The 23,782-nt window shown below is 60.2% G+C and carries 19 protein-coding genes; 2 read left to right on the top strand and 17 right to left on the bottom strand.

Going from position 1 to position 23,782, the window contains the following annotated elements:
• Positions 1–147 precede the first annotated feature (147 nt).
• The 16 genes from C7534_RS11760 to leuC all read right to left on the bottom strand — a co-directional run bounded on the left by C7534_RS11760 (position 148) and on the right by leuC (position 18,835).
• Positions 148–924, bottom strand: coding sequence for an SDR family oxidoreductase (locus C7534_RS11760; protein WP_077430531.1), 777 nt, complete (start codon positions 922–924; stop codon positions 148–150).
• On the bottom strand, positions 921–2,132 hold the full coding sequence (locus tag C7534_RS11765; protein WP_109785874.1) for an O-succinylhomoserine sulfhydrylase: 1,212 nt from the start codon (positions 2,130–2,132) through the stop codon (positions 921–923). Before C7534_RS11765 ends, C7534_RS11760 begins: the two co-directional genes overlap by 4 nt.
• Positions 2,133–2,211: 79 nt before the next feature.
• The gene (purF, locus tag C7534_RS11770; protein ID WP_046026886.1) at positions 2,212–3,717 is read right to left on the bottom strand and encodes an amidophosphoribosyltransferase; all 1,506 of its coding nucleotides are present in this window, start codon (positions 3,715–3,717) and stop codon (positions 2,212–2,214) included.
• Between the two features lie 41 nt (positions 3,718–3,758).
• On the bottom strand, positions 3,759–4,319 hold the full coding sequence (locus C7534_RS11775; protein WP_109785875.1) for a CvpA family protein: 561 nt from the start codon (positions 4,317–4,319) through the stop codon (positions 3,759–3,761).
• A 278-nt stretch (positions 4,320–4,597) separates the two neighbouring features.
• Positions 4,598–5,254, bottom strand: a complete 657-nt coding sequence (locus C7534_RS11780; protein ID WP_046026888.1) for an SPOR domain-containing protein — start codon at positions 5,252–5,254, stop codon at positions 4,598–4,600.
• A complete protein-coding gene (gene folC, locus C7534_RS11785) occupies positions 5,238–6,545 on the bottom strand; it encodes a bifunctional tetrahydrofolate synthase/dihydrofolate synthase (RefSeq protein ID WP_109785876.1) in 1,308 nt (435 codons plus the stop codon). The genes C7534_RS11780 and folC overlap by 17 nt, the downstream gene beginning before the upstream one ends.
• The gene (gene accD / locus C7534_RS11790; protein ID WP_109785877.1) at positions 6,542–7,462 is read right to left on the bottom strand and encodes an acetyl-CoA carboxylase, carboxyltransferase subunit beta; all 921 of its coding nucleotides are present in this window, start codon (positions 7,460–7,462) and stop codon (positions 6,542–6,544) included. The genes folC and accD overlap by 4 nt, the downstream gene beginning before the upstream one ends.
• Positions 7,463–7,669: 207 nt before the next feature.
• Positions 7,670–8,290 (bottom strand): phosphoribosylanthranilate isomerase, encoded by a 621-nt coding sequence (locus C7534_RS11795; RefSeq protein WP_046026891.1) that lies wholly within the window; start codon positions 8,288–8,290, stop codon positions 7,670–7,672.
• A gap of 63 nt (positions 8,291–8,353) precedes the next feature.
• On the bottom strand, positions 8,354–9,178 hold the full coding sequence (gene truA / locus C7534_RS11800; protein ID WP_046026892.1) for a tRNA pseudouridine(38-40) synthase TruA: 825 nt from the start codon (positions 9,176–9,178) through the stop codon (positions 8,354–8,356).
• A gap of 246 nt (positions 9,179–9,424) precedes the next feature.
• The gene (locus C7534_RS11805; RefSeq protein ID WP_109785878.1) at positions 9,425–12,064 is read right to left on the bottom strand and encodes a FimV/HubP family polar landmark protein; all 2,640 of its coding nucleotides are present in this window, start codon (positions 12,062–12,064) and stop codon (positions 9,425–9,427) included.
• Between the two features lie 208 nt (positions 12,065–12,272).
• The gene (locus tag C7534_RS11810; protein ID WP_046026894.1) at positions 12,273–13,283 is read right to left on the bottom strand and encodes an aspartate-semialdehyde dehydrogenase; all 1,011 of its coding nucleotides are present in this window, start codon (positions 13,281–13,283) and stop codon (positions 12,273–12,275) included.
• Between the two features lie 238 nt (positions 13,284–13,521).
• On the bottom strand, positions 13,522–14,634 hold the full coding sequence (gene asd / locus C7534_RS11815; protein WP_046026895.1) for an aspartate-semialdehyde dehydrogenase: 1,113 nt from the start codon (positions 14,632–14,634) through the stop codon (positions 13,522–13,524).
• Between the two features lie 66 nt (positions 14,635–14,700).
• A complete protein-coding gene (gene leuB / locus C7534_RS11820; protein WP_046026896.1) occupies positions 14,701–15,783 on the bottom strand; it encodes a 3-isopropylmalate dehydrogenase in 1,083 nt (360 codons plus the stop codon).
• Positions 15,784–15,838: 55 nt separating this feature from the next.
• A complete protein-coding gene (locus C7534_RS11825; RefSeq protein ID WP_046026897.1) occupies positions 15,839–16,606 on the bottom strand; it encodes a class I SAM-dependent methyltransferase in 768 nt (255 codons plus the stop codon).
• A 155-nt stretch (positions 16,607–16,761) separates the two neighbouring features.
• Complete coding sequence (leuD, locus tag C7534_RS11830; protein ID WP_046026898.1) at positions 16,762–17,406, bottom strand: 3-isopropylmalate dehydratase small subunit; 645 nt, start codon at positions 17,404–17,406, stop codon at positions 16,762–16,764.
• 10 nt (positions 17,407–17,416) lie between these two features.
• Positions 17,417–18,835: a 3-isopropylmalate dehydratase large subunit gene (gene leuC / locus C7534_RS11835; protein ID WP_046026899.1), complete on the bottom strand. Its 1,419-nt coding sequence runs from the start codon at positions 18,833–18,835 to the stop codon at positions 17,417–17,419.
• Positions 18,836–18,989: 154 nt separating this feature from the next.
• Here leuC and C7534_RS11840 point away from each other — a divergent pair, with 154 nt between their 5' ends.
• Both C7534_RS11840 and C7534_RS11845 read left to right on the top strand, forming a co-directional pair.
• The gene (locus C7534_RS11840; RefSeq protein WP_046026900.1) at positions 18,990–19,880 is read left to right on the top strand and encodes a LysR family transcriptional regulator; all 891 of its coding nucleotides are present in this window, start codon (positions 18,990–18,992) and stop codon (positions 19,878–19,880) included.
• 69 nt (positions 19,881–19,949) lie between these two features.
• Complete coding sequence (locus tag C7534_RS11845; RefSeq protein ID WP_109785879.1) at positions 19,950–23,228, top strand: sensor domain-containing protein; 3,279 nt, start codon at positions 19,950–19,952, stop codon at positions 23,226–23,228.
• Between the two features lie 53 nt (positions 23,229–23,281).
• On the opposite strand, the gene C7534_RS11850 is transcribed toward C7534_RS11845, so the two are convergent.
• Positions 23,282–23,728 (bottom strand): Hsp20 family protein, encoded by a 447-nt coding sequence (locus C7534_RS11850; protein WP_046026902.1) that lies wholly within the window; start codon positions 23,726–23,728, stop codon positions 23,282–23,284.
• Positions 23,729–23,782: the final 54 nt, after the last annotated feature.

Raw genomic sequence — 23,782 nt, forward strand, 5'->3', positions numbered from 1 at the left:
CGAGGCCGCGAAATTTACGCAGGTACCGAACCTAAGTCAATAGCAGGATTGAAGTTTTTCTGAAAAAGACAAAATCGTGTCAATTCCTGCGGCACTGACAACCAGCGCCTTCAACCTCAAGCCCTGTCTGTCATGGGTCCGCTGGAACTACTCGCTGTAAATCATCTTCTTGGTCATGCCGCCATCGACCACAAACTCCTGGCCCGTGACAAAGCCGGCATTCTTCGACAACAGCCAGGCCACCATCGCCGCGACATCTTCGACCGTCCCTACCCTGCCCGCCGGATGCTGGGCATGATCGGCATCCGTCAGCGGCTCGGCACGTCGCACCGAAGGGTCGCGCGTGTCGATCCAGCCAGGGCTGACCGCATTGACGCGGATCTCCGGCCCAAGACTGATCGCCAATGCGTGAGTCAGGGCCAATAAACCGCCCTTGCTCGCTGCATAAGCCTCTGTATCCGGTTCCGACTGCCCGGCACGGGTCGAGGCGAGGTTGACGATCGCGCCGCTGTGAGCGCGCAGGTACGGCGCACAGTGTTTGGCCAACAACATCGGCCCACTGAGGTTCACCGCCAGCACACGATTCCAGTAAGCCAGATCGAGGCTTTCCAGCGTAATGTTGTGCGGCTCGGCCACTGCCGCGTTGCAGACCAGCGCATCCAGTCGCCCGAACTGCCCCAGCACTTCAGCAACACCCAGTGCCACCTGCCCTTCGTTCGAGACGTCCATGGCGATAAACCAGGCATTGTCGCCGAGCACTTTCGCCACTTTCGAACCACGCACCCGATCAAGATCGCTCAGCACCACCTGCCAGCCTTCGCTGATCAGCCATGCCGAGATTCCCAGACCGATACCGCGCGCGGCACCGGTGACCAAGGCCACTCGGCCATTGGACCCGGAGGTCGGCGTGGACAACTCGATCACAAGGCTGCCAACCCGCGTGCCAGATCGGCTTGCAGATCAGCCACGTCTTCGAGACCGACCGCAATACGGATCAGGCTGTCACGAATGCCCGCCGCTTCACGCTCTTGCGGCGCCAGACGACCATGAGAGGTAGTGCTTGGATGGGTAATCGTGGTCTTGGTATCACCGAGGTTGGCAGTGATCGAAATCAGACGGGTCGCATCGATAAAGCGCCAAGCGCCGTCTTTGCCGCCCTTGACCTCGAAACTGACCACCGCACCGAAACCCTTCTGCTGACGCAACGCCAACTCGTGCTGCGGGTGGCTCTTGAGGCCGGCGTAATGGACTTTCTCGATACCGTCCTGCTGCTCCAGCCACTCGGCCAGTTGCTGGGCGTTGGCGCAATGCGCCTTCATCCGCAGGTTCAGGGTTTCCAGGCCCTTGAGGAAAATCCAGGCGTTGAACGGGCTCAGGGTTGGCCCGGCAGTACGCAGGAAACCGACCACTTCTTTCATCTGCTCGCTACGACCGGCCACCACACCGCCCATGCAACGGCCCTGACCGTCGATGAACTTGGTTGCCGAGTGCACGACGATGTCCGCGCCCATCTTCAGCGGCTGCTGCAACGCCGGGGTGCAGAAGCAGTTGTCGACCACCAGCATCGCGCCTTTGGCGTGTGCGATTTGCGCCAGCGCGGCGATGTCCACCAGCTCGGCCAACGGGTTGGATGGGGACTCGACAAAGAGCAACTTTGTGTTGGATTTGATTGCCGCATCCCAACCGGACAAGTCCGCCAGAGGCACGTAATCGACTTCGATGCCGAAGCGCTTGAAGTACTTTTCAAACAGGCTGATGGTCGAACCGAACACACTGCGCGAAACGATCACATGATCACCCGCACTGCACAGGCTCATCACCACCGCCATGATCGCAGCCATGCCGGTGGCCGTGGCCACAGCTTGCTCGGCGCTTTCCAGCGCAGCAATGCGCTCTTCGAACGCACGCACCGTCGGGTTGGTGTAACGCGAATAAACGTTGCCCGGCACTTCACCGGCAAACCGCGCAGCCGCGTCGGCAGCGGTACGGAATACGTAGCTTGAAGTGAAGAACATCGGATCGCCGTGTTCGCCTTCCGGCGTACGGTGCTGACCGGCACGAACGGCCAGGGTATCGAACGCTACGCCTTCGAGGTCGCTGTCCAGCCGACCGGCATCCCAATCCTGACTCATGCTCACACTCCTTGCCTTGCTGCTTGATATAGAGAGTCTTTAGTAGATACAAAACCGGCCCCTCAGGGCCGGTAGAAACTCAGTTGTTGTACAGATCGATGATCGCACTGACTGCCTGCGTCTTGACCTTGGAGGCATCGTTACGTGCCTGCTCAATCTTGTTCAGGTAAGCCTCGTCGACGTCGCCGGTGACGTATTGGCCATCGAACACCGCGCAATCGAACTTGTCGATCTTGATCTTGCCGCCACCGACGGCTTCGATCAAGTCAGGCAAATCCTGATAGATCAGCCAGTCAGCGCCGATCAGGTCGGCAACGTCCTGAGTCGAACGGTTGTGGGCGATCAACTCGTGGGCGCTCGGCATGTCGATGCCGTAGACGTTCGGGTAGCGAACGGCCGGTGCGGCGGAGCAGAAGTAGACGTTTTTGGCGCCGGCTTCGCGAGCCATCTGGATGATCTGCTTGCAGGTCGTGCCGCGAACGATCGAGTCGTCCACCAACATGACGTTCTTGCCGCGGAATTCCAATTCAATGGCATTGAGCTTCTGGCGTACGGACTTTTTCCGTGCGGCCTGGCCCGGCATGATGAAGGTCCGGCCGATGTAGCGGTTCTTCACGAAGCCTTCGCGGAACTTGACGCCCAAGTGGTTCGCCAGCTCCAGGGCCGCGGTACGGCTGGTGTCCGGGATCGGGATGACCACGTCGATGTCGTGCTCAGGACGCTCGCGCAGGATCTTCTCGGCGAGCTTCTCGCCCATGCGCAGACGAGCCTTGTAGACAGAAACGCCGTCAATGATCGAATCCGGACGCGCCAGGTAGACGTGTTCGAAGATGCACGGAGTCAGGGACGGGTTGGTCGCGCACTGACGGGTGTGCAGCTTGCCGTCTTCAGTGATGTAGACCGCTTCGCCTGGTGCAAGGTCGCGAATCAGGGTGAAACCGAGTACGTCCAGGGAGACGCTTTCGGAGGCGATCATGTACTCGACGCCTTCGTCGGTATGACGCTGACCGAAGACAATCGGGCGGATGCCGTGCGGGTCACGGAAACCGACGATGCCGTAACCGGTCACCATCGCCACGACCGCGTAACCACCCACACAACGGTTGTGCACGTCGGTGACGGCGGCGAACACGTCCTCTTCGGTTGGCTGCAACTTGCCGCGCTGGGCCAGTTCGTGAGCGAACACGTTCAGCAGCACTTCCGAATCGGAGTTGGTGTTGACGTGGCGCAAGTCAGATTCGTAAATCTCCTTGGCCAGCTGTTCAACGTTGGTCAGGTTGCCGTTGTGCGCCAACGTGATGCCGTAAGGCGAGTTGACGTAGAACGGCTGAGCTTCGGCCGACGTCGAGCTGCCCGCGGTCGGGTAACGCACATGGCCAATGCCCATGTGGCCGACCAGGCGCTGCATGTGACGCTGATGGAACACGTCACGCACCAGGCCGTTGTCCTTGCGCAGGAATAACCGGCCATCATGGCTGGTCACGATACCGGCAGCGTCCTGGCCGCGGTGCTGGAGCACGGTTAGCGCGTCATACAGCGCCTGATTGACGTTCGACTTACCGACGATACCGACGATGCCACACATGCGACGCAACCCCTACTTAATGGATCTGAACTGAACAACACTCACTGAGGCGTTTTGGCCATCGGCAAGAGTTGCTCCTTGAACGGTATCTCAGCGGGTACGCTGATACCGCTGGCAAGCCACTGACTGCTCCACCCGAGAATCAGGTTTTTGGACCAATCAGCGACCAATAGAAATTTTGGCACGAGCTGTGACTCTTTCCACCACCCGTCCTGCTGTACCGGCCCCAGGCTCAACAGCCCGACCGCCACGACCACCAGCAACACGCCACGCGCGGCGCCGAAGGCCATGCCGAGGAATCGATCGGTCCCGGAAAGCCCGGTGACGCGTACCAACTCGCCGATAAGATAATTGATCATTGCGCCCACGATTAACGTGGCGACAAACATGATGGCACAGCCCGTGATCACACGAGCCGACGGCGTTTGAATGTATCCGGCGAGGTACTCGGACAATGAACCACCGAACATCCAGGCGACGACTCCTGCGATGATCCAGGTCACCAGCGACAGCGCTTCTTTGACGAAGCCGCGGCTCAGACTGATCAATGCGGAGATGGCGACGATTGCAACGATCGCCCAGTCAACCCAGGTAAATGGCACAGTGCAGCCTACAGACGGATAAGGCGGCGCATTTTAGCAGAGCCCATGCTTATCGGTAAGCTGCGATTGTCAGTGCATTTCAAATCGGGGCGATAGTATTTAACCGCGCTTAGCAATGTAGCCGCTGGCGAAGCCTGCGTCCGGCTGCGCAGCAGCCGTAAAATCAGGCAACTCGGTGTATCAGGTACACCGTACAGGCAGGTTTTACGACGACTGCGCCGCCGGACGCAGCCTCGCAGGCTCGGCAGCTGCTACAAAAAGAGTCGATTGGTCGCTCGTTAACCGCGCTCAGGCTGGAAGCGCACGACGAAGCCCTTGAGCTTCTTCTGGCGGTCCAACAAGTCACGCAGACGGTCGGCTTCGGCGCGCTCGATCAGCGGACCGACAAACACTCGATTCTTGCCATCAGAGGATCGGATGTAAGCGTTGTAGCCCTGACTGCGCAGGTCTTTCTGCAGGCTTTCGGCATTTTCTCGGCTCGCAAGACTCGCCACCTGAACCGACCAGCTGACCGACAGACCGTTGGCGTCGATACGGCTTTGCGTGGTGTCAGGCTTGCCCGGCGCTGCCGAGATAGGCTGCGACGGCGCGGCAGCAGGCTTGGCGGCCAAAGCAGGCACCGGAGCCGGCTTGGCCACAGGCGCAGGGGCTACACGGGCAACCGGCGCAACAGGTGCCGAAGGCACTTCTTGCTGAGCGATTTCATCATCGCTCGGCACAGGCTCTTGAGGCAGCGCTTGCGGCTCAGGCACCACCACCGGTTCGACCTGAACTTGCGGCATTGCCGGCGCCTGCGGCGCAGCCGGCGCATCGACCGTCACCTGCCGCTGCTCATCCTGCCGGGAAAACAGCATCGGCAGGAAAATCACCGCCAACGCCACCAGCACCAGAGCGCCAACCATACGCTGTTTGTAGGCCTTATCCAGCAATGCCATTTGCCGCTTCCTCCGTGGAGCGCCGAGCCAACCATTCAAGGGCTTCGGCGACACAATAAAATGATCCGAACAACAGAATCTCGTCGTCGCTCGTCGCCAGCGCACACTGACCTTCCAGCGCGGCGGCCACACTTGCATAAGATGTTACGCAAGCACCAAGGCTCTTCAACGCCTTGTGCAAATCAGCGACCGGACGGGCGCGCGGCGAATCCAGCGGCGCCACAGCCCAATGCTGGACACTAGCATTCAATTCACCGACAACACCATCCAGATCCTTGTCAGCCAGCAACCCGAACACCGCCAGACGCTTGCCGGCTGGCGGTCGACTGGCCAAACGGCGAGCCAGGTACTCGGCGGCATGCGGGTTATGGCCCACGTCCAGCAACAGGTTCAGGCGCTTGCCCTGCCAGCCGAACTGCCGACGATCGAGACGACCGACTACCCGCGTCGCTTTCAGGGCATCGACAATCTGTGCATCCACCCACGGCAAACCCAGCAACAAGTAGGCCTGCAACGCCAGCGCAGCGTTTTCCATTGGCAGATCGAGCAAGGGCAAATCACGCAATTCCACGGCGCGCCCCTGCGCATCAAGTCCGCGCCATTGCCAGTTGTGATCGGTAATGCCGAGGTCGAAATCACGCCCACGCAGGTAAAACGGGCAAGCCAGCTCGCGCGCCTTGTCCAGCAGTGGTTGTGGAGGATTCAGATCGCCACACAGCGCAGGCGCGCCCTGGCGGAAGATGCCGGCTTTTTCGTAAGCCACGGACTCACGGGTATCTCCCAGATAGTCCGCATGATCGACGCCGATGCTGGTGACCAGCGCCATGTCGGCATCCACCACGTTGACCGTGTCCAGACGCCCACCCAGACCGACTTCCAGCACCACGGCATCAAGCCCGGCCTGTTGAAACAGCCAGAACGCTGCCAGGGTGCCCATTTCGAAATACGTCAGGGAAGTATCGCCACGGCCGGCCTCGACAGCCGCGAAGGCTTCGCACAGCGCGGCATCCGTGGCTTCGACGCCATTGACCTGCACCCGCTCGTTGTAACGCAGCAGGTGCGGAGAGTTGTAGACACCGACGTTCAGGCCCTGCGCCCGTAGCAACGAGGCCACAAATGCGCAGGTAGAACCCTTGCCGTTGGTGCCGGTGACCGTAATCACCCGAGGCGCCGGCTTGCCCAGTCCCATGCGGGACGCTACCTGTTGCGAGCGCTCCAGGCCCATGTCGATGGCCGAAGGGTGCAACTGCTCAAGGTAGGCGAGCCACTCGCCAAGGGTACGTTGGGTCATAGGTTGGCAGGTACCGGTGGAACCACGATCGGCTCGATTGGCGCAGCGACGAATTTCGGCGTCGGCAGGCCCATCATTTGCGCCAGCAGGTTGCCCAGGCGCGGACGCAGCTCCTGACGGTGAACGATCATGTCGATGGCACCGTGCTCCAGCAGGAACTCACTGCGCTGGAAGCCTTCCGGCAGTTTTTCACGCACGGTTTGCTCGATTACACGCGGGCCGGCAAAACCGATCAGGGCTTTGGGCTCACCGACGATCACATCACCGAGCATCGCCAGGCTGGCAGAAACGCCCCCGTAAACCGGGTCGGTCAGCACGGAGATGAACGGAATGCCTTCTTCACGCAGACGCGCCAGTACCGCGGAGGTCTTGGCCATTTGCATCAGGGAGATCAAGGCTTCCTGCATCCGCGCACCACCGGAAGCGGCGAAGCAGATCATTGGGCACTTGTTTTCCAGCGCATAGTTGGCGGCGCGAACGAAGCGCTCACCGACGATGGCGCCCATCGAACCGCCCATGAAGGAGAATTCGAAGGCCGAAACAACGACTGGCATGCCCAGCAATGTGCCGCTCATGGAAATCAGTGCGTCTTTTTCGCCGGTCTGCTTCTGGGCAGCGGTCAGGCGATCCTTGTACTTCTTGCCGTCACGAAACTTCAGACGGTCAACCGGCTCCAGGTCCGCACCCAGTTCGGCACGGCCTTCGGCATCAAGGAAGATATCAATGCGGGCGCGGGCGCCGATACGCATGTGGTGGTTGCACTTGGGGCAAACATCCAGGGTTTTTTCCAGCTCCGGACGATACAGCACAGCCTCGCAAGACGGGCATTTGTGCCACAGACCTTCAGGCACCGAGCTCTTCTTGACCTCGGAACGCATGATCGAAGGGATCAGTTTGTCTACTAACCAGTTGCTCATGCTTTCTTTCTCCAGTACCGGCGGCCCGAACGCATTGTTCGCAGCCCCGCGTATGCCCTTGAGCTAAATTCATGTGTGTGGCGATGATTGATCGGGTGGCCGGGTCAGCGAAAAGCGACCTGCGTACAACCCGAAACATCCTCAGCCGTGCCTGCTTTGTGCAAGTGAAGTTATGGACGGCGGCAGTCTGCCAGCCGTCACATCAACCTAGCTCCTACGCACCGCTTCTATAAATGCCCGAATCTTTGCGTGATCCTTGATGCCCTTGCCCGCCTCTACCCCGCCGCTGACGTCCACGGCGTAAGGCTTGACCCGGGCAATCGCTTCGGCGACGTTTTCAGGCGTCAAACCGCCCGCCAGAATGATTGGCTTGCTTAAGCCCTGCGGTATCAGAGACCAGTCGAACGCCTCACCGGTTCCACCGGGAATGCCTTCGACATAAGCGTCAAGCAAGATACCGCTGGCAGTAGGAAACGCATCGCAGGCCGCCGCGATGTCGTCACCCGCCTTGACCCGTAGCGCCTTGATGTACGGCCGGTTCCACCCTTCACACTCGGCAGCCGTTTCATCGCCATGGAACTGCAACAGGTCCAGCGGCACGGCGTCGAGCAACTCACCCAGCTCGCACCGACTGGCGTTGACGAACAACCCCACGGTTGTGACGAACGGCGGCAGCACCTTGATGATGTCGCGCGCCTGCTGGAACGTCACAGCCCTCGGGCTTTTGGCGTAGAACACGAACCCGATGGCATCGGCCCCCGCCTCGACCGCCGCCAACGCATCTTCTATGCGGGTAATCCCGCAAATCTTGCTGCGAACGGCTGACATGTCGATAAAACCTCAGGGTAAATCCGGGGAAGTCCCGGATGGTAACAAATGCATTCGAGGGCGTCAGCCGTCAAGTTCCGTGAAACCGGTCAGGAAGTGTGGGCCGATGTAACGCTCGGGCAATTGAAACTCATCGCGGTACTCGACCTGCACCAGATACAGGCCGAACGGATGCGCCGTGACCCCGCCGGAACGGCGAATGCGGCTTTCCAGCACTTCCTTCATCCACTCCACCGGACGCTCGCCGGCGCCGATGGTCATCAGCACGCCAGCAATGTTGCGCACCATATGATGCAGAAATGCACTGGCGCGGATGTCCAGCACAATCATCTTGCCGTGACGCGTGACCCGCAGGTGATGCAGTTCCTTGATCGGCGATTTGGCTTGGCACTGACCTGCACGGAACGCACTGAAATCGTGGGTACCCAACAGATACTGCGCCGCCTCGGCCATGCGCTCGACGTCTAGCGGGCGGTGGTTCCAGGTGATCTCGTCGTTCAAATGTGCCGGACGGATCTGATCGTTGTAGATCACATAACGATAACGTCGGGCGATAGCCTTGAATCGCGCATGAAAATGCGCCGGCATGACCTTGGCCCAACTGACGCTGACATCGTGGGGCAAATTGATATTGGCGCCCATCACCCAGGCTTTCATCGAACGCTCGACCTGCGTATCGAAATGCACCACCTGACCACACGCATGTACGCCAGCGTCCGTACGCCCGGCGCAGAGCAGCGACACCGGTGAGTCGGCGACTTTGGACAAGGCGTTCTCAAGGGTTTCCTGAACCGTGAGCACGCCGCTGGCCTGGCGCTGCCAGCCGCGATAACGCGAACCTTTGTATTCAACGCCCAGTGCGACGCGGAAAAAGCCGTCGGCCGCCATTTCGGCGGCCGGATTATCTATATTTGCCAAGGGGTGCAGCCTGCTGATGTGCGCAAAGGCGGGCATTATAAGGCGGCTGGACCGGGACGCCAGAGGCGCGTGTCTTTTGTGCCGCTGCACTACACGTGCGAGCCTCGCTATATAGACAACCACATAACGCGCGAAACAATAGAGCCCCCAGCTCATCACGCAAACAAAAACGGCAGCCTCACCGGGCTGCCGTTTTGTTTACTGCGCAGCGACCACTCAAGCCAGACGCGAAAGCATTTCCCTGGCTTCGCTCTTCTGCCCGGCATCACCCTCGGTCACCACCTCATTGAGGATGTCCCGTGCGCCGTCATTGTCACCCATGTCGATGTAGGCCTGAGCCAGATCGAGCTTGGTAGCGACCTCATCCGTACCGGAGAGGAAGTCGAAGTCCGGCTCGTCGCCTGCAGAGGCCATCGCGTCCTCTGCGGTAAAGCTCGGTTCGCCAATGCTCTGGGACAGACGATCCAGCTCGGCGTTGACGTCATCCAGCTCAGCCTCGAAGGCGTCCGGAAGTTCGTCAAGGCCTGCCACGGTCGGAGTCGGTGCCGGAGCCGCGTCCATTTCATCAGCCAGCGACAGGTCGAAGTCGGCAGGCAATTCCAGGTCATCCTGCGGCACTTCAGGTACAACCGGCAGATCCTTCAGGCCTTCGTCCAGGCTCAGATCCAGCAGGAAGTCGTCTTCAGCGAGGATCGCCGGCGACGGATCCGCCCCCAGGTCCATGTCCAGATCGAAGTCCGCGAGGTCGTCGAGGTTCTCCTTGATTTCGGTTTGCTGCTGCAACACCGATTCAAAGCTCAAGTCGTCATCCAGCGGGAACTCTTCCAGCTCGGTCGACGTGTCTTCTTCTGGCGTAACCACCGCCGGGGAGGTTGCCTCCAGATCGTCCAGGCTCAAATCGAAAGCGCTGTCGAAGTCGTCATCGGCAGCCGCCGGGGCTTGCGGCTCGTCCAGCAGCAGGTCCTTGACGTATTGCGCATCCAGTTCCGCAGCGATAGCCGCGGCAGCCAGGCCACCTGCGGCAACCAGGGCCATGGCCGGGAAACGAGCCTTGAGCTTTTCGACCTGAGCGAAGTTGTCGCCGTTGGCGACCAGTTGACGCTCCTGACCCACGAACGCATCGCGGTCGCCTTGCTGGCCATACACTTCCATCAGCTTCAGACGCAGATCACTGCGTTGTGGCTCTTGCTTGATGCCGTCTTCCAGCAACGCAGCAGCCTGGTTCAGACGACCGGCCGTGATGTGCGACTGCGCTTTGCTCAGCACATCGTCATCACGCTCGGCGGCAGGCGACACCAGGGGTGCTGCGATCGGTGTCGTCATCACAACGGGCGCAACCACTGGAGCAGGCTCTGCTTTAGGAACAGGAGCAGGAGCAGGAGTCGGCGCCGTGGCGAGTTTTACGCTGGGCGGTGGAACTTCCAGGCCTTCAAAGCTGCTTTCCGGCAGGTCGTTGCCATAGGACAGGTCCTGTTCTTCGGACAATGCACGGGCCATGCGCAGATGCTTCTCGGCTTCTTGCTGAGCTTTGCGACGACGCGCCAGCAACAACAGCAAGAGCGCAAGCACCACCGCACCACCGCCGATCAGACCCAGCAGGATCGGATTGGTCAGCAGTTCGTTGAATTTCTGATCGTCCGAGACGGCCAGTGCAGGCTCGATTGGCGTTTCAGCAGGTGCTGGTGCAGGAGCGGCAGCGGCCTCTGGCGCCGGGGCGACTTCAGCAGGTGCCGTCGCAGGGTTGGCGGCCAGCTCGGCAGACATGGCCGGAGCGGTCGCCGCAGGTGCACCCGCGGCGCCAACGGCCTGCATCTTGGCCAGTTGATTGTTCTTCAGCTCGATCAGTTTTTGCAGCTTGTCCAGCTGACTTTGCAGATCGGTCATGCGGCTTTTCAGTTCGGCATTGTCACGACGGGTCGTGTCGAGGCTTTCCTGAGTAATCGCCAGTTTGTTGCTCAGATTCTTGGCATCGCCCGCAGCACCTTTGGCACCCGCCTTGCCGGATTCGGCCGAGACCAGGCTCAACTTGTCCTTGGTGGATTGTGCGTTGCCGGTGTCAGCGCTACCACGCTTGGTGGCATCGAGTTGCTGCTGCCCCGCTCCGGGCTTGGCCACATAGCGACGCCCCTGGCGCCACGCCTTGTTCTGCGCGGCCACTTCGGCAATCGCCTTTGGCTGCGGCAGGCTGGTAGCTTGAGCCTGCTCGGGCATGCGCAGCACTTGACCGGTTTTCAATCGGTTGATGTTGCCATCGATAAAGGCATCCGGATTCAGCGCCTGGATGGCCAGCATGGTTTGCTGGACCGAGCCGCCATTGCGCGCCTTCGCAGCGATCTCCCACAGAGTATCGTGCGCAGTGGTGGTGTGCTGAGCCGCCGCAGTGGCTCCGGTCACTGGCGCGGTGACTGATGGAGTCGGCGCTGGCTGCGCAGCCGCTTCGGCGGTCTGCGGCGAGAATTTGGACGGATCGAGCAACACGCTGTAATCGCGCAGCAGGCGACCGTTCGGCCACATCACCTGAACCAGGAATTTCACCATGGGTTCGGACAGTGGTTTGCTGGAGGTCACACGCAGAATGCTTTTGCCGCTGGCGTTGAGCACCGGCGTGAAGGTCAAGTCATTGAGAAATGCCTGACGGTCGACACCGGCCTTGGCGAAATCTTCAGGCGAGGCCAGGCTCGGCACCACTTCGGCCGCCGTCAGGTCCTTGATGTCGAGCAACTCGATTTCCGCCACCAAGGGTTGGTTCAGCGTCGACTTCAGGGTCAATTCCCCGAGCCCGAGGGCATGCGCCATACCAGAGGACAGCGCCGAGGCGGCCGCAATTGCTAACACCAGTTTGCGAACTTGAACCATAGCCTCATCCTTTGTTTGAACATTCCTCGGCCAGCGAGAAGGTCTTGATAGTCGCTGCCGTAAGGCGTTGCGCGCAGCGCTGAAGTGTCACCGCGCGCGATCATTTCTTGTCTGCCCCGGAAAGCCCCGCACGGAGGCTTTCTTTCAGCACTGCGGCCAAGCATAGCGCTCGGCTAGAATCATTCTGCGAATTGTTGCCAAGTATCTTTTACAGCTGGTCTTTTATCAACAATTCAGCCACCTGCACAGCATTGAGCGCAGCGCCTTTGCGTACGTTATCTGACGTCAGCCACAAATTAAGTTCCGACAGGTCGTCGACTCCACTGCGAACCCGACCGACATACACCACGTCCTGCCCCACCGCATCGCCCACGGCAGTCGGATAATCGCCCGCCTCTACCAACTCGATTCCCGGTGCATCTTCAAGGGCTGCGTTGACTTTCGTCAGGTCGACAGCGCTCGCGGAATGCAAGGTCACGCTAAAGCTATCGCCAAAAAACACCGGGGCTTGAATGCAAGTGGCGGAAATCTTTAATAAAGGCAGCGCCATGACCTGACGCAACTCACGCACCAGGCGTTTTTCCAGCAGCGTATGGCCTTGCTCATCCGGCTTGCCGACCTGGGCCAACACGTTGAAGGCCATCTGCCGATCAAAGAATGTCGGCTCCAGCGGACGCACGTTGAGCAACTCGGCGGTTTGCCGGGCCAGCTCTGTTACCGCTTCGCGGCCTTGAGCGGAGACCGCCAGGCTGGCGGTCACATTGACCCGCTGCAGGTCGATCACGTCGAGCAATGGCGCCAGCACCACGGCCAGTGTGGTGGCCGAAGGGCTTGGACTGCTGACCTGGAATGGCTTTTTCAGGGTGGCCAATACCTCGGCATTGGCTTCCGGCACCACTTGCGGCGCTTGATCGGCCGGCAACGCACCGGACAGGTCGATCAACGAGCAACCGGCAGCGCTAGCGCGAGAGGCGAAGCTGAGCGTCACCGCCGGCCCGGCCGCGAAGAACACCAATTGGACTTTGCTGAAATCGAATTCGTCGACTTCCCGCACCCGCACGTTCTTGCCGCGAAAAGGCACCGAGTGCCCGGCGGATTCGCTGCTGGCCAGCAAGTGCAGGTTGCCGACCGGAAAATCGCGCTCTTCAAGAATCTGCACCAGCGTTTCGCCGACAGTACCGGTGGCGCCGATCACGGCGATATCAAAGGACTGGGTCATGGTTCTACCTCTGGCGAAACGGGGGGAGCGGCACTTTACCGGGTGGGTGACGTACAGGCAATTCGGCTGGGATCTGCGGTGCCTGTTCCGGCCTCATCGCGAGCAAGCTCGGCTCCTACAGGTTTGGTATCGCACTTGTAGGAGCCGAGCTTGCTCGCGATGGCGGCTTAACAGTCACCCAATAACCAAAAAACCCGCGCCTCTTTCAAGGCGCGGGTTGTTTCATTGCTTCAACCGATCAACGCTCGAGCAGAATCCGCAGCATGCGACGCAGCGGTTCGGCCGCGCCCCACAGCAGTTGGTCGCCGACGGTGAAGGCACCGACGAATTGCGAACCCATGTTCAGCTTGCGCAGACGGCCAACCGGCACGTTCAGGGTGCCAGTGACCTTGGTAGGGCTCAGCTCCTGCATGCTGATGTCGCGGTTGTTCGGCACCAGTTTCACCCAAGGGTTGTGCTGGCTGATCAGCCCTTCGATGTCGGCGATCGGCACGTCTTTGTTCAGTTTGATGGTCAGCGCCTGGCTGTGGCAGCGCATGGCGCCGATGCGCACGCAGATGCCATCGACCGGAATCGGGCTCTTGAAACGACCAAGGATCTTGTTGGTCTCGGCCTGCGCCTTCCACTCTTCACGGCTCTGGCCGTTCGGCAGTTCCTTGTCGATCCACGGGATCAGGCTGCCGGCCAGCGGTACGCCGAAGTTCTCGGTCGGGTACGCGTCACTGCGCATGGCTTCGGCGACACGACGATCGATGTCGAGGATCGCGCTGGCAGGGTCGGCCAGTTGATCGGCGACAGCGGCGTGGGTCGCGCCCATTTGCTTGATCAGTTCACGCATGTTCTGCGCGCCGGCACCAGAGGCTGCCTGATAGGTCATGGCGCTCATCCACTCCACCAGACCGGCTTCAAACAGGCCACCCAGGCCCATCAGCATCAGACTGACGGTGCAGTTGCCGCCGATGTAATTCTTGGTGCCCGCATCCAGCTGCTGGTCAATGACCTTGCGGTTGACCGGGTCCAGCACGATGACCGCATCATCCTGCATACGCAGGCTGGAAGCGGCATCGATCCAGTAACCCTGCCAGCCGGCTTCGCGCAGCTTGGGGAACACTTCGCTGGTGTAGTCGCCACCCTGGCAAGTCAGAATCACGTCGAGGGTTTTCAGCTCTTCAATGCTGTAAGCGTCCTTGAGCGGAGCAATATCCTTACCCACGGACGGGCCTTGGCCACCAACATTGGAAGTGGTGAAAAACACCGGCTCGATAAGATCGAAATCCTGCTCTTCCAGCATCCGCTGCATGAGCACGGAACCGACCATACCGCGCCAACCGATCAGACCTACACGTTTCATCGCAACTACACCTTCTTGAAATGTGGGCCGCTGCTTTGTCTTGAATTTGGCAGCGGGCCCGAGAGATTACAGATTCCGCAGCGCGGCGACTACTGCGTCACCCATTTCCTGCGTACCGACTTTAGTGCAACCCGCCGACCAGATGTCACCCGTGCGCAGCCCTTGATCCAGCACCAGGCTCACGGCTTTCTCGATGGCATCGGCCGCCGACTGCTGGTTGAAGCTGTAACGCAGCATCATCGACACCGACAAAATGGTCGCCAACGGGTTGGCGATGCCCTTGCCAGCGATGTCCGGCGCCGAACCGTGGCACGGCTCGTACATGCCCTTGTTGTTGGTATCCAGGGACGCCGACGGCAGCATGCCAATGGAACCGGTGAGCATTGAGGCCTGGTCGGACAGGATGTCGCCGAACATGTTGTCGGTGACGATCACGTCGAACTGCTTCGGTGCGCGCACCAGTTGCATGGCGGCGTTGTCGACGTACATGTGGCTCAGCTCGACTTGCGGGTAATCCTTAGCCACTTCCTCGACGATTTCACGCCACAGCTGGCTGGACGCCAACACGTTGGCCTTGTCCACCGAGCACAGCTTCTTGCCACGGACCATGGCCATGTCGAAACCGACACGGGCGATACGGCGGATTTCGCTTTCGCTGTACGGCAGGGTGTCGTAGGACTGACGCTCGCCGTTTTCCAGGGTGCGGGTGCCGCGTGGTGCGCCAAAGTAGATACCGCCGGTCAGTTCACGGACGATCAGGATGTCCAGGCCCGCCACGATTTCCGGCTTCAGGCTCGAAGCTTCGGCAAGTTGCGGGTACAGGATCGCCGGACGCAGGTTGCCGAACAGGCCCAGTTGCGCACGGATTTTCAGCAGGCCGCGCTCAGGGCGGATGTCACGCTCGATGGTGTCCCATTTCGGGCCGCCCACGGCGCCCAGCAGTACCGCGTCGGCCGCGCGGGCGCGCTCCAGGGTTTCGTCGGCCAGAGGCACGCCGTGCTTGTCGATGGCCGCGCCGCCGATCACGTCGTGGCTCAGTTCAAACCCCAAGGCGAACTTGTCACTGGCCAATTCCAGCACCTTGACCGCTTCGGCCATGATTTCCGGGCCAATACCGTCACCTGGGAGAATCAGAATCTGCTTGCTCATGCTTTCCTCATGTCTTCAGTCGGTGCGCCATCAACTGGCGCGCCCGGAAAAATGCTTATCGCTCAGCCCACAGCACCAACACATCGGTACTGAACGAGCCATCGGCTTCTATCTCAAAGTATTCACGTACTTCGTTGCCCATCGACTGCTGCAATTCGCGGATCGCCGCGCGCATCACTTCAGGTGTACGCATGCGCTCAACCCAAGAGGTGTACTCCAGGCGCAGCCGCTGACGCGTGGTGCTGCGTGTGTGCAACCCCGCCTCGCTGACCTGTCGCAACCACTCACCGGCCGAATAATCGCGCACATGGCTGGTGTCACGCAGCACTTCGACGCTCTGCAGGTAAGTGTCGAACAACGGGCTACCCGGTGACAACACGTCAATGAACGCCGCCACGCCACCCGGTTTCAGCACCCGACGAACTTCGCGCAGGGCTACACCGAGATCGCTCCAGTGGTGCGCCGAATAACGGCTGAACACGAAATCGAACTCGCCATCGGCAAACGGCAGACGCTCGGCGGCGCCGTTGACCGTGGAAATGTTGCTGATGCCGCGATCAACAGCAGCGGCAGCGACCACGTCGAGCATCTGCTGCGACAGGTCGTAGGCGACCACTTCCTTGACCAGCGACGCCACGTGAAAACTCACATGACCGGCGCCGCAACCCAGGTCCAGCACCCGGGCATTGCCCTGCCCTGCCAGTTCGGCCTGTAGCAACGCGAACTCAGTGCCTTGAGCGTGTACGGCGCTGCTCAGGTAGGCCGAAGCCTGTTCACCGAATTGCTTTTGTACAACCTGACTGTGTTGGGCGGTGCTGGTCATGGGGACTTCCTTTTTGGGGTGAGTCTTGGGGTGTTTATTCGGGCCTCATCGCGAGCAAGCCCGGTTCCTACAGGGATTGTGGCGCTCACATAACCTGTAGGAGCCGGGCTTGCCCGCGATGAGGCCAGCCCTGACTACATCAATTCCAATCTTGCTTACGCGTCGCGAAACAACCAAGGCTGGCTCGCACGATGCTTGGCCTCAAACGTCGCAATTGCTTCGTGGTCTTGCAAGGTCAGGCCGATGTCATCCAGGCCATTGACCAGGCAATGCTTGCGAAACTCGTCCAGTTCGAAGCTGTAGACCTTGCCGTCCGGCCGGGTCACCGTCTGGGCTTGCAGATCGACCGTCAACTGATAGCCAGGATTGGCTTCGACCTGCTGGAACAGCTCATCCACTTCAGCGTCGCTCAGGATGATCGGCAGCAAGCCGTTCTTGAAGCTGTTGTTGTAGAAAATGTCGGCGTAGCTCGGCGCGATGATGCTGCGGAAACCGTACTCTTCCAGTGCCCACGGCGCGTGTTCACGGCTGGAGCCGCAACCGAAGTTCTCACGGGCCAGCAACACGCTGGCGCCTTGATAACGCTCGGCGTTGAGCACGAAATCCTTGTTCAACGGGCGCTTGGAGTTGTCCTGGTAGGCATACCCCACGTCCAGGTAGCGCCACTCATCAAAAAGGTTCGGGCCAAAACCGGTGCGCTTGATCGACTTCAGAAACTGCTTCGGAATGATCTGGTCGGTATCGACGTTCGCTCGATCCAATGGCGCGACCAAACCGGTGTGTTGGGTAAAAGCTCTCATGTGCGGTTCCTCAGATCAGTTCGCGAACGTCGATGAAACGACCGTTGACGGCAGCCGCCGCGGCCATGGCCGGGCTGACCAGGTGCGTACGGCCACCGGCGCCCTGACGCCCTTCGAAGTTGCGGTTGGAAGTCGATGCGCAATGCTCGCCGGACTCCAAACGGTCCGGGTTCATCGCCAGGCACATCGAGCAACCCGGCTCGCGCCATTCGAAACCGGCCTCGAGGAAAATCTTGTCCAGGCCTTCCGCCTCTGCTTGTGCCTTCACCAGGCCCGAGCCCGGCACAACGATGGCCTGCTTGATCGTCGAAGCGACTTTGCGGCCCTTCGCGATCACCGCAGCAGCACGCAAGTCTTCGATCCGCGAGTTGGTGCAAGAGCCGATAAATACGCGATCCAACTGAATGTCGGTGATCGCCTGATTGGCGCTCAACCCCATGTACTTCAACGCGCGCTCGATGGAACCGCGTTTGACCAGGTCCATTTCCTTCGCTGGGTCCGGCACGTTCTGATCAACCGCCAGGACCATCTCGGGCGAGGTGCCCCAGCTGACTTGTGGCTTGATCTGGGTCGCGTCGAGCTTGACCACGGTGTCGAATACGGCGTCAGCGTCGGAGACCAAATCTTTCCAGGCTTCGACGGCCATGTCCCATTCCGCGCCTTTCGGGGCGAATGGACGGCCCTTGACGTATTCCACGGTTTTTTCGTCCGCAGCCACCAGCCCCACACGAGCGCCGGCTTCAATGGACATGTTGCAGATGGTCATGCGGCCTTCGACGGACAGGTCGCGAATCGCGCTGCCAGCGAACTCGATAGCGTGGCCGTTGCCGCCGGCGGTGCCGATCTGGCCGATCACGGCGAGAACGATGTCCTTGGCGGTCACGCCGAACGGCAATGTGCCCTCGACCGAGACCAGCATGTTCTTCATTTTCTTGGCGACCAGGCACTGCGTCGCAAACACGTGTTCAACCTCGGAAGTACCGATACCGTGCGCCAAAGCGCCAAACGCACCGTGAGTCGAGGTGTGCGAGTCGCCGCAGACTACGGTCATGCCCGGCAAGGTTGCGCCCTGCTCCGGACCGATCACATGAACGATGCCCTGACGCACGTCATTCATCTTGAATTCGGTGATGCCGTATTCATCGCAGTAGTCATCGAGGGTCTGAACCTGCAAACGCGAGACCTGATCGGTAATCGCTTCGATGCCGCCCTTGCGATCCGGGGTAGTCGGCACGTTGTGGTCCGGGGTGGCGATGATCGAGTCGACTCGCCAAGGCTTGCGCCCGGCCAGGCGCAGGCCTTCGAAAGCTTGGGGCGAAGTCACTTCATGGATGATGTGGCGGTCGATGTAGATCAGCGACGACCCATCGTCGCGCCGTTTCACTTCATGGGAATCCCAGAGCTTGTCGTAAAGCGTTTTGCCGGCCATCAGACGGTTCCTCATCAGCTTTTTACTATTTTCTATGCCTTGGGTTTTGCACGGTTCAATAACCCCTTGGCTTGTGAGGTCGATCCTAGGGGGTTACATTAAATAACTCAAATTCATATTTTTTATGCTTTGGATAACCAACTGGAATACGACGATGGATCTGGCCAACCTCAATGCTTTTATCGCAATTGCCGAGACCGGGAGCTTCTCCGGCGCCGGCGAACGGCTGCACCTGACCCAACCCGCCATCAGCAAACGCATCGCCGGGCTGGAACAGCAATTGAAGGTGCGCCTGTTTGACCGTCTGGGCCGCGAAGTCGGCCTGACCGAGGCCGGCCGTGCCCTGCTGCCACGGGCCTACCAGATTCTCAATGTGCTGGACGACACCCGCCGCGCCCTGACCAACCTGACGGGCGAGGTGTCCGGCCGCCTGACCCTGGCCACCAGTCACCACATCGGCTTGCACCGGTTGCCGCCCTTATTAAGGGAGTTCACCCGGCGCTACCCCCAAGTCGCGCTGGATATTCAGTTCCTCGATTCGGAAGTGGCCTACGAAGAAATTCTCCATGGCCGTGCGGAACTGGCGGTCATTACCCTGGCGCCGGAACCGCACACACTGGTCAAGGCGACGCCGGTGTGGGACGACCCGCTGGATTTCGTGGTCGCCCCGGAGCATTCGCTGATCAGCAACGGCGCGGTCAACCTGGCCGACATTGCCCTGCACCCGGCAGTCTTCCCCGGTGGTAACACCTTTACTCATCACATCGTTCAGCGGCTGTTCGAGGCGCAAGGCCTGACACCGAATATCGCCATGAGCACCAATTACCTGGAAACGATCAAGATGATGGTCTCGATCGGCCTGGCCTGGAGCGTATTGCCGCGCACAATGCTGGACGATCAGGTTGCGCGAATACCTTTACCGGGCATACAACTGACTCGCCAGCTAGGCTATATCTTGCACACTGAACGGACTCTATCGAATGCTGCAAGGGCTTTTATGGCTTTGCTGGACGCACAAATCGATTTGCCAGGGACTCAAGGCTAACCTGTGCTACTCCTGTAGAGTCACGAATACCTGCGCTTAACGCCCATTTCCGCCCAAGGCCAGCTGCCAATGCCGAAGTCTGTTGACCGTATTCCGCCGATGCCCCGCATCCAGGCGCTAGACCCCAAACGGTCCGAGTTGAGCTGGGAAAGCGCGCCACAATTGCTCGCCGCCCTCAACGGTGCGCGTCTGGGGGCCTGGTATTGGGACATCGAACGTGGGCAGATCAGTTGGTCGCGCGGGACTCAGGCGCTGTTTGGCTTCGACCCGCACATGCCGTTGCCAGAGGATCTGGAATACCTCGACTTGCTGCCGCCGGAGGACCGGGCGAAAACCGTGCGCGCCTTCCACGCGGTGATTGCCGGAGCCCCGCTGGAGCAGGCGATGCATCACCGCATCCGCTGGCCCGACGGCAGCCTGCACTGGTTGGAGATCAACGGCAGCCTGCTGCCGGATAAAAACGGCCGGCCGCGCATGATTGGTGTCATCCGCGAAATCACCCACCAGCGCCAGCGCGAACAAGCCCTGAGCAGCTCGGAAAAACGCTTCGCAACGCTGTTTCACCTGTGCCCGAACATGGTGTTGCTGACCCGCCAGGAAGACGGCTTGATCACCGAAGCCAACCAGCATTTCGAAAGCCTGTTCGGCTGGCCGGTGCAAAACGCGATAGGCCGTACCACGCTGGATCTGGGCCTCTGGGTTCACCCGGAGCAACGCGCCAAATTGGTCGCAGCCACCAAGGCCAAGGGCGACCTGGTCAGAATGGAGGTGCAATTTCGCGCCAGCAACGGGCAAATCCACGACGGCATCCTCAGTGCGCAAAATGTCGAACTCGAAGGCCAGCCCTATCTGCTGAGCACCTTCCTCGACACCACCGAACGCAGAGTTGCCGAACAAGCCCTCAAGGACAGCCAGGAGCGTCTCGACCTCGCCCTGGACTCGGCGCAACTCGGCACCTGGGACTGGCACATTCCCAGCGGCATGCTCTACGGTTCGGCGCGGGCCGCTCAATTGCACGGCCTGGAAGCCAAACCTTTCCACGAGTCGTTCGAGGAGTTTTTCGAAGGTGTGCCCGGCGAAGAGCGCGACACCATGCGCGACGCCTACCGCAGCCTGCGCGAAGGCCCGGCCGGCAATTATCAACTGACTTACCGCGTTCAACTACCGGACGGCAGTTCGCGCTACCTGGAAAGCCGCGCCCGCCTCTACCGCGATGAAAACGGCGTCCCGCTGCGCATGGCCGGCACCCTGCTGGACATCACCGATCAGGTGGAGCGCGAACAGCGGTTGGTGGCCTCGGAAGAAAAATTCGCCACGCTGTTTCAGGTCAGCCCGGATCCGATTTGCGTGACCCGCCAGGACACCGGCCAGTTCATCGAGATCAACTCCAGCTTCACCCAGACCTTTGGCTGGAGTGCCGACGAAGTGATTGGCCGCAGCGCCGACGAAATTGGCCTGTGGGACGCCTCGGCGAAAAGCCTGCAGCGGATCGAACAGGTCATCCGCGAACAAGGACTGAACAATGTCGCCATCGTCGCCCAGCACAAGGACGGGCAATCCCTGACCTGCGTGATTTCCAGCCGCCAGATCAACGTTGGCGAAGAACCCTGCATCGTCACTACCTTGCGTGATATCACCCAGCAACAACGCTCTGAAGCGGCGCTGAAGGCCAGTGAAGAGAAGTTTGCCAAGGCGTTTCATTCAAGCCCCGACGCCATCACCATTACCGAACGCGACACCGGGCGCTACCTGGAGGTCAACGACGGTTTCTGCCGCCTGACCGGCTATCGCGCGCAAGAGGTCATCGGCCGTACGGTGTATGAGGTGGGCATCTGGGCCGAAGAGAAACAACGTGCGGCGCTGCTCGCCGAGCTACAGATCAAGGGCCGCGTGCATCACCAGGAAATGCTCGGACGCAACAAGCGCGGAGAGTTGCTCACCGTCGAAGTTTCGGTCGAACCCATCACCCTCAACGAAACCGCCTGCCTGCTGCTGACCGCCCGCGACGTCAGCCTGCTGAAAAACGCCGAAGCGCAGATCCGTCACCTGGCCTACCACGACCCCTTGACCAACCTGCCCAACCGCGCCCTGCTGATGGACCGCCTGAGCCAGCAGATCGCCCTGCTCAAGCGCCACAACCTGCGCGGTGCGCTGCTGTTTCTCGACCTCGATCACTTCAAGCACATCAACGACTCTCTCGGTCACCCGGTCGGCGATACGGTGCTGAAAATCATCACCGCGCGACTCGAAGCCAGCGTGCGCATGGAAGACACCGTGGCGCGGCTCGGCGGTGATGAATTCGTGGTATTGCTCAGCGGCCTGGAAGGTTCGCGCAACGAAGTCAGCACCCAGGTACGGGAATTGGCCGACACCTTGCGAGAATTGTTGTCGGAACCGATGTTCCTTGATGGCCAGCGCCTGCAGGTGACGCCGAGCATCGGCATCGCACTGATCCCCGACCACGGCTCGACCCCGACCGATTTGCTTAAACGCGCCGACATTGCGCTGTACCGCGCCAAGGATTCGGGTCGCAACACCACGCAGATGTATCACAACACCATGCAGAAGGCCGCCAGCGAACGCCTGCGCATGGAAACCGACCTGCGTCTGGCCCTTTCCCGGGGCGAATTCCATGTGCATTACCAACCCCAGATCGACGCCCGGGGCAATCGCATTGTCGGCGCCGAAGCACTGGTGCGCTGGGACCACCCGGAACTCGGCGCACAGGCACCTGCCGAGTTCATCAAGGTGCTGGAAGACAGCGGCCTGATTCTTGAAGTCGGCACCTGGATTGTCGACGAAGTGTGCAGAGACTTTAAAAAACTGGTCGACAAAGGCCTGGTCAACCCGCTCAGCTTCAGCCTGTGCGTGAACATCAGCCCAAGACAATTCCGCCAAAACGACTTCGTCGAACGCATCGAACACAGCCTTACCAGCCACGGCCTGCCCTGCTCGCTGCTGAAACTGGAAATCACTGAAGGCATCGTCATCCAGAACCTGGAAGACACCATCAGTAAAATGCGTCGCCTGAAAAAGCTCGGCGTGAGTTTCGCGATGGACGACTTCGGCACCGGCTACTCGTCACTGACCTATCTCAAGCGCTTGCCGGTCGACACCCTGAAAATCGATCAGTCGTTCATCCGCGATGCCACGACCGACCCCAACGACGCCGAAATCATCCGCGCCATCGTCGCCATGGCGCGCAGCCTGGAGTTGAAGGTGATTGCCGAAGGGGTGGAGACGGCGGAGCAATTGGAGTTTTTACAGGGACTGGGCTGCCATTTTTACCAAGGGTATTTGCACAGTCGGCCGTTGCCGGCAGAGGCGTTGCAGAAGCTCCTGAAATGACGGGACACAAACACAAAAAAGGGCGCTGATGGCGCCCTTTTCATTACTCTGCCTTAGTGCTGCAGAGCCGGTTTTTGCGTCCCGTTGATCGGGATGCGCTTGGCTTTCGCCTCTTCTGGAACGATGCGCAACAGATCGATGCTCAACAGACCGTTACGCAGGTCAGCGGCTTTGATCTCGATGTGATCCGCCAGGCGGAACGACAGTTTGAACGCACGCTGGGCGATGCCTTGGTGCAGGAAGGTCACGCCTTCGCTCGCGTCACGTTTGCCACCACTGATGGTCAGCACACCTTTCTCGACTTGCAGGTCCAGGTCTTCTTCCTGGAAACCGGCGGCGGCGACGACGATGCGGTATTGGTCATCACCGTGTTTTTCCACGTTGTAAGGTGGGTAGGTGCTGCCTGGCTCATTACGCAGGGCGGTTTCAAACAGATCGTTGAAACGGTCGAAACCCACCGAGGAACGGAACAGTGGGGCCAGGGAAAATGCAGTAGTCATGGTTCAAATCTCCTGAAAACATCAGCAAGGTTTTTTGTCTCCGCGACCCGAATT

Source organism: Pseudomonas sp. OV226 (assembly GCF_003148705.1).
Classification (GTDB): domain Bacteria; phylum Pseudomonadota; class Gammaproteobacteria; order Pseudomonadales; family Pseudomonadaceae; genus Aquipseudomonas.

Excerpts from the sequence above, each read along its gene's own strand:
- C7534_RS11780 (WP_046026888.1), bottom strand. The coding sequence starts at position 5,254 with ATGGCATTGCTGGATAAGGCCTACAAACAGCGTATGGTTGGCGCTCTG.
- C7534_RS11850 (WP_046026902.1), bottom strand. The coding sequence starts at position 23,728 with ATGACTACTGCATTTTCCCTGGCCCCACTGTTCCGTTCCTCGGTGGGT.
- asd (WP_046026895.1), bottom strand. The coding sequence starts at position 14,634 with ATGAAACGTGTAGGTCTGATCGGTTGGCGCGGTATGGTCGGTTCCGTG.
- purF (WP_046026886.1), bottom strand. The coding sequence starts at position 3,717 with ATGTGTGGCATCGTCGGTATCGTCGGTAAGTCGAACGTCAATCAGGCG.
- folC (WP_109785876.1), bottom strand. The coding sequence starts at position 6,545 with ATGACCCAACGTACCCTTGGCGAGTGGCTCGCCTACCTTGAGCAGTTG.
- leuB (WP_046026896.1), bottom strand. The coding sequence starts at position 15,783 with ATGAGCAAGCAGATTCTGATTCTCCCAGGTGACGGTATTGGCCCGGAA.
- leuC (WP_046026899.1), bottom strand. The coding sequence starts at position 18,835 with ATGGCCGGCAAAACGCTTTACGACAAGCTCTGGGATTCCCATGAAGTG.
- C7534_RS11825 (WP_046026897.1), bottom strand. The coding sequence starts at position 16,606 with ATGACCAGCACCGCCCAACACAGTCAGGTTGTACAAAAGCAATTCGGT.
- leuD (WP_046026898.1), bottom strand. The coding sequence starts at position 17,406 with ATGAGAGCTTTTACCCAACACACCGGTTTGGTCGCGCCATTGGATCGA.
- truA (WP_046026892.1), bottom strand. The coding sequence starts at position 9,178 with ATGGCGGCCGACGGCTTTTTCCGCGTCGCACTGGGCGTTGAATACAAA.
- C7534_RS11765 (WP_109785874.1), bottom strand. The coding sequence starts at position 2,132 with ATGAGTCAGGATTGGGATGCCGGTCGGCTGGACAGCGACCTCGAAGGC.
- C7534_RS11840 (WP_046026900.1), top strand. The coding sequence starts at position 18,990 with ATGGATCTGGCCAACCTCAATGCTTTTATCGCAATTGCCGAGACCGGG.
- C7534_RS11805 (WP_109785878.1), bottom strand. The coding sequence starts at position 12,064 with ATGGTTCAAGTTCGCAAACTGGTGTTAGCAATTGCGGCCGCCTCGGCG.
- C7534_RS11795 (WP_046026891.1), bottom strand. The coding sequence starts at position 8,290 with ATGTCAGCCGTTCGCAGCAAGATTTGCGGGATTACCCGCATAGAAGAT.
- C7534_RS11845 (WP_109785879.1), top strand. The coding sequence starts at position 19,950 with ATGCCGAAGTCTGTTGACCGTATTCCGCCGATGCCCCGCATCCAGGCG.
- C7534_RS11810 (WP_046026894.1), bottom strand. The coding sequence starts at position 13,283 with ATGACCCAGTCCTTTGATATCGCCGTGATCGGCGCCACCGGTACTGTC.
- accD (WP_109785877.1), bottom strand. The coding sequence starts at position 7,462 with ATGAGCAACTGGTTAGTAGACAAACTGATCCCTTCGATCATGCGTTCC.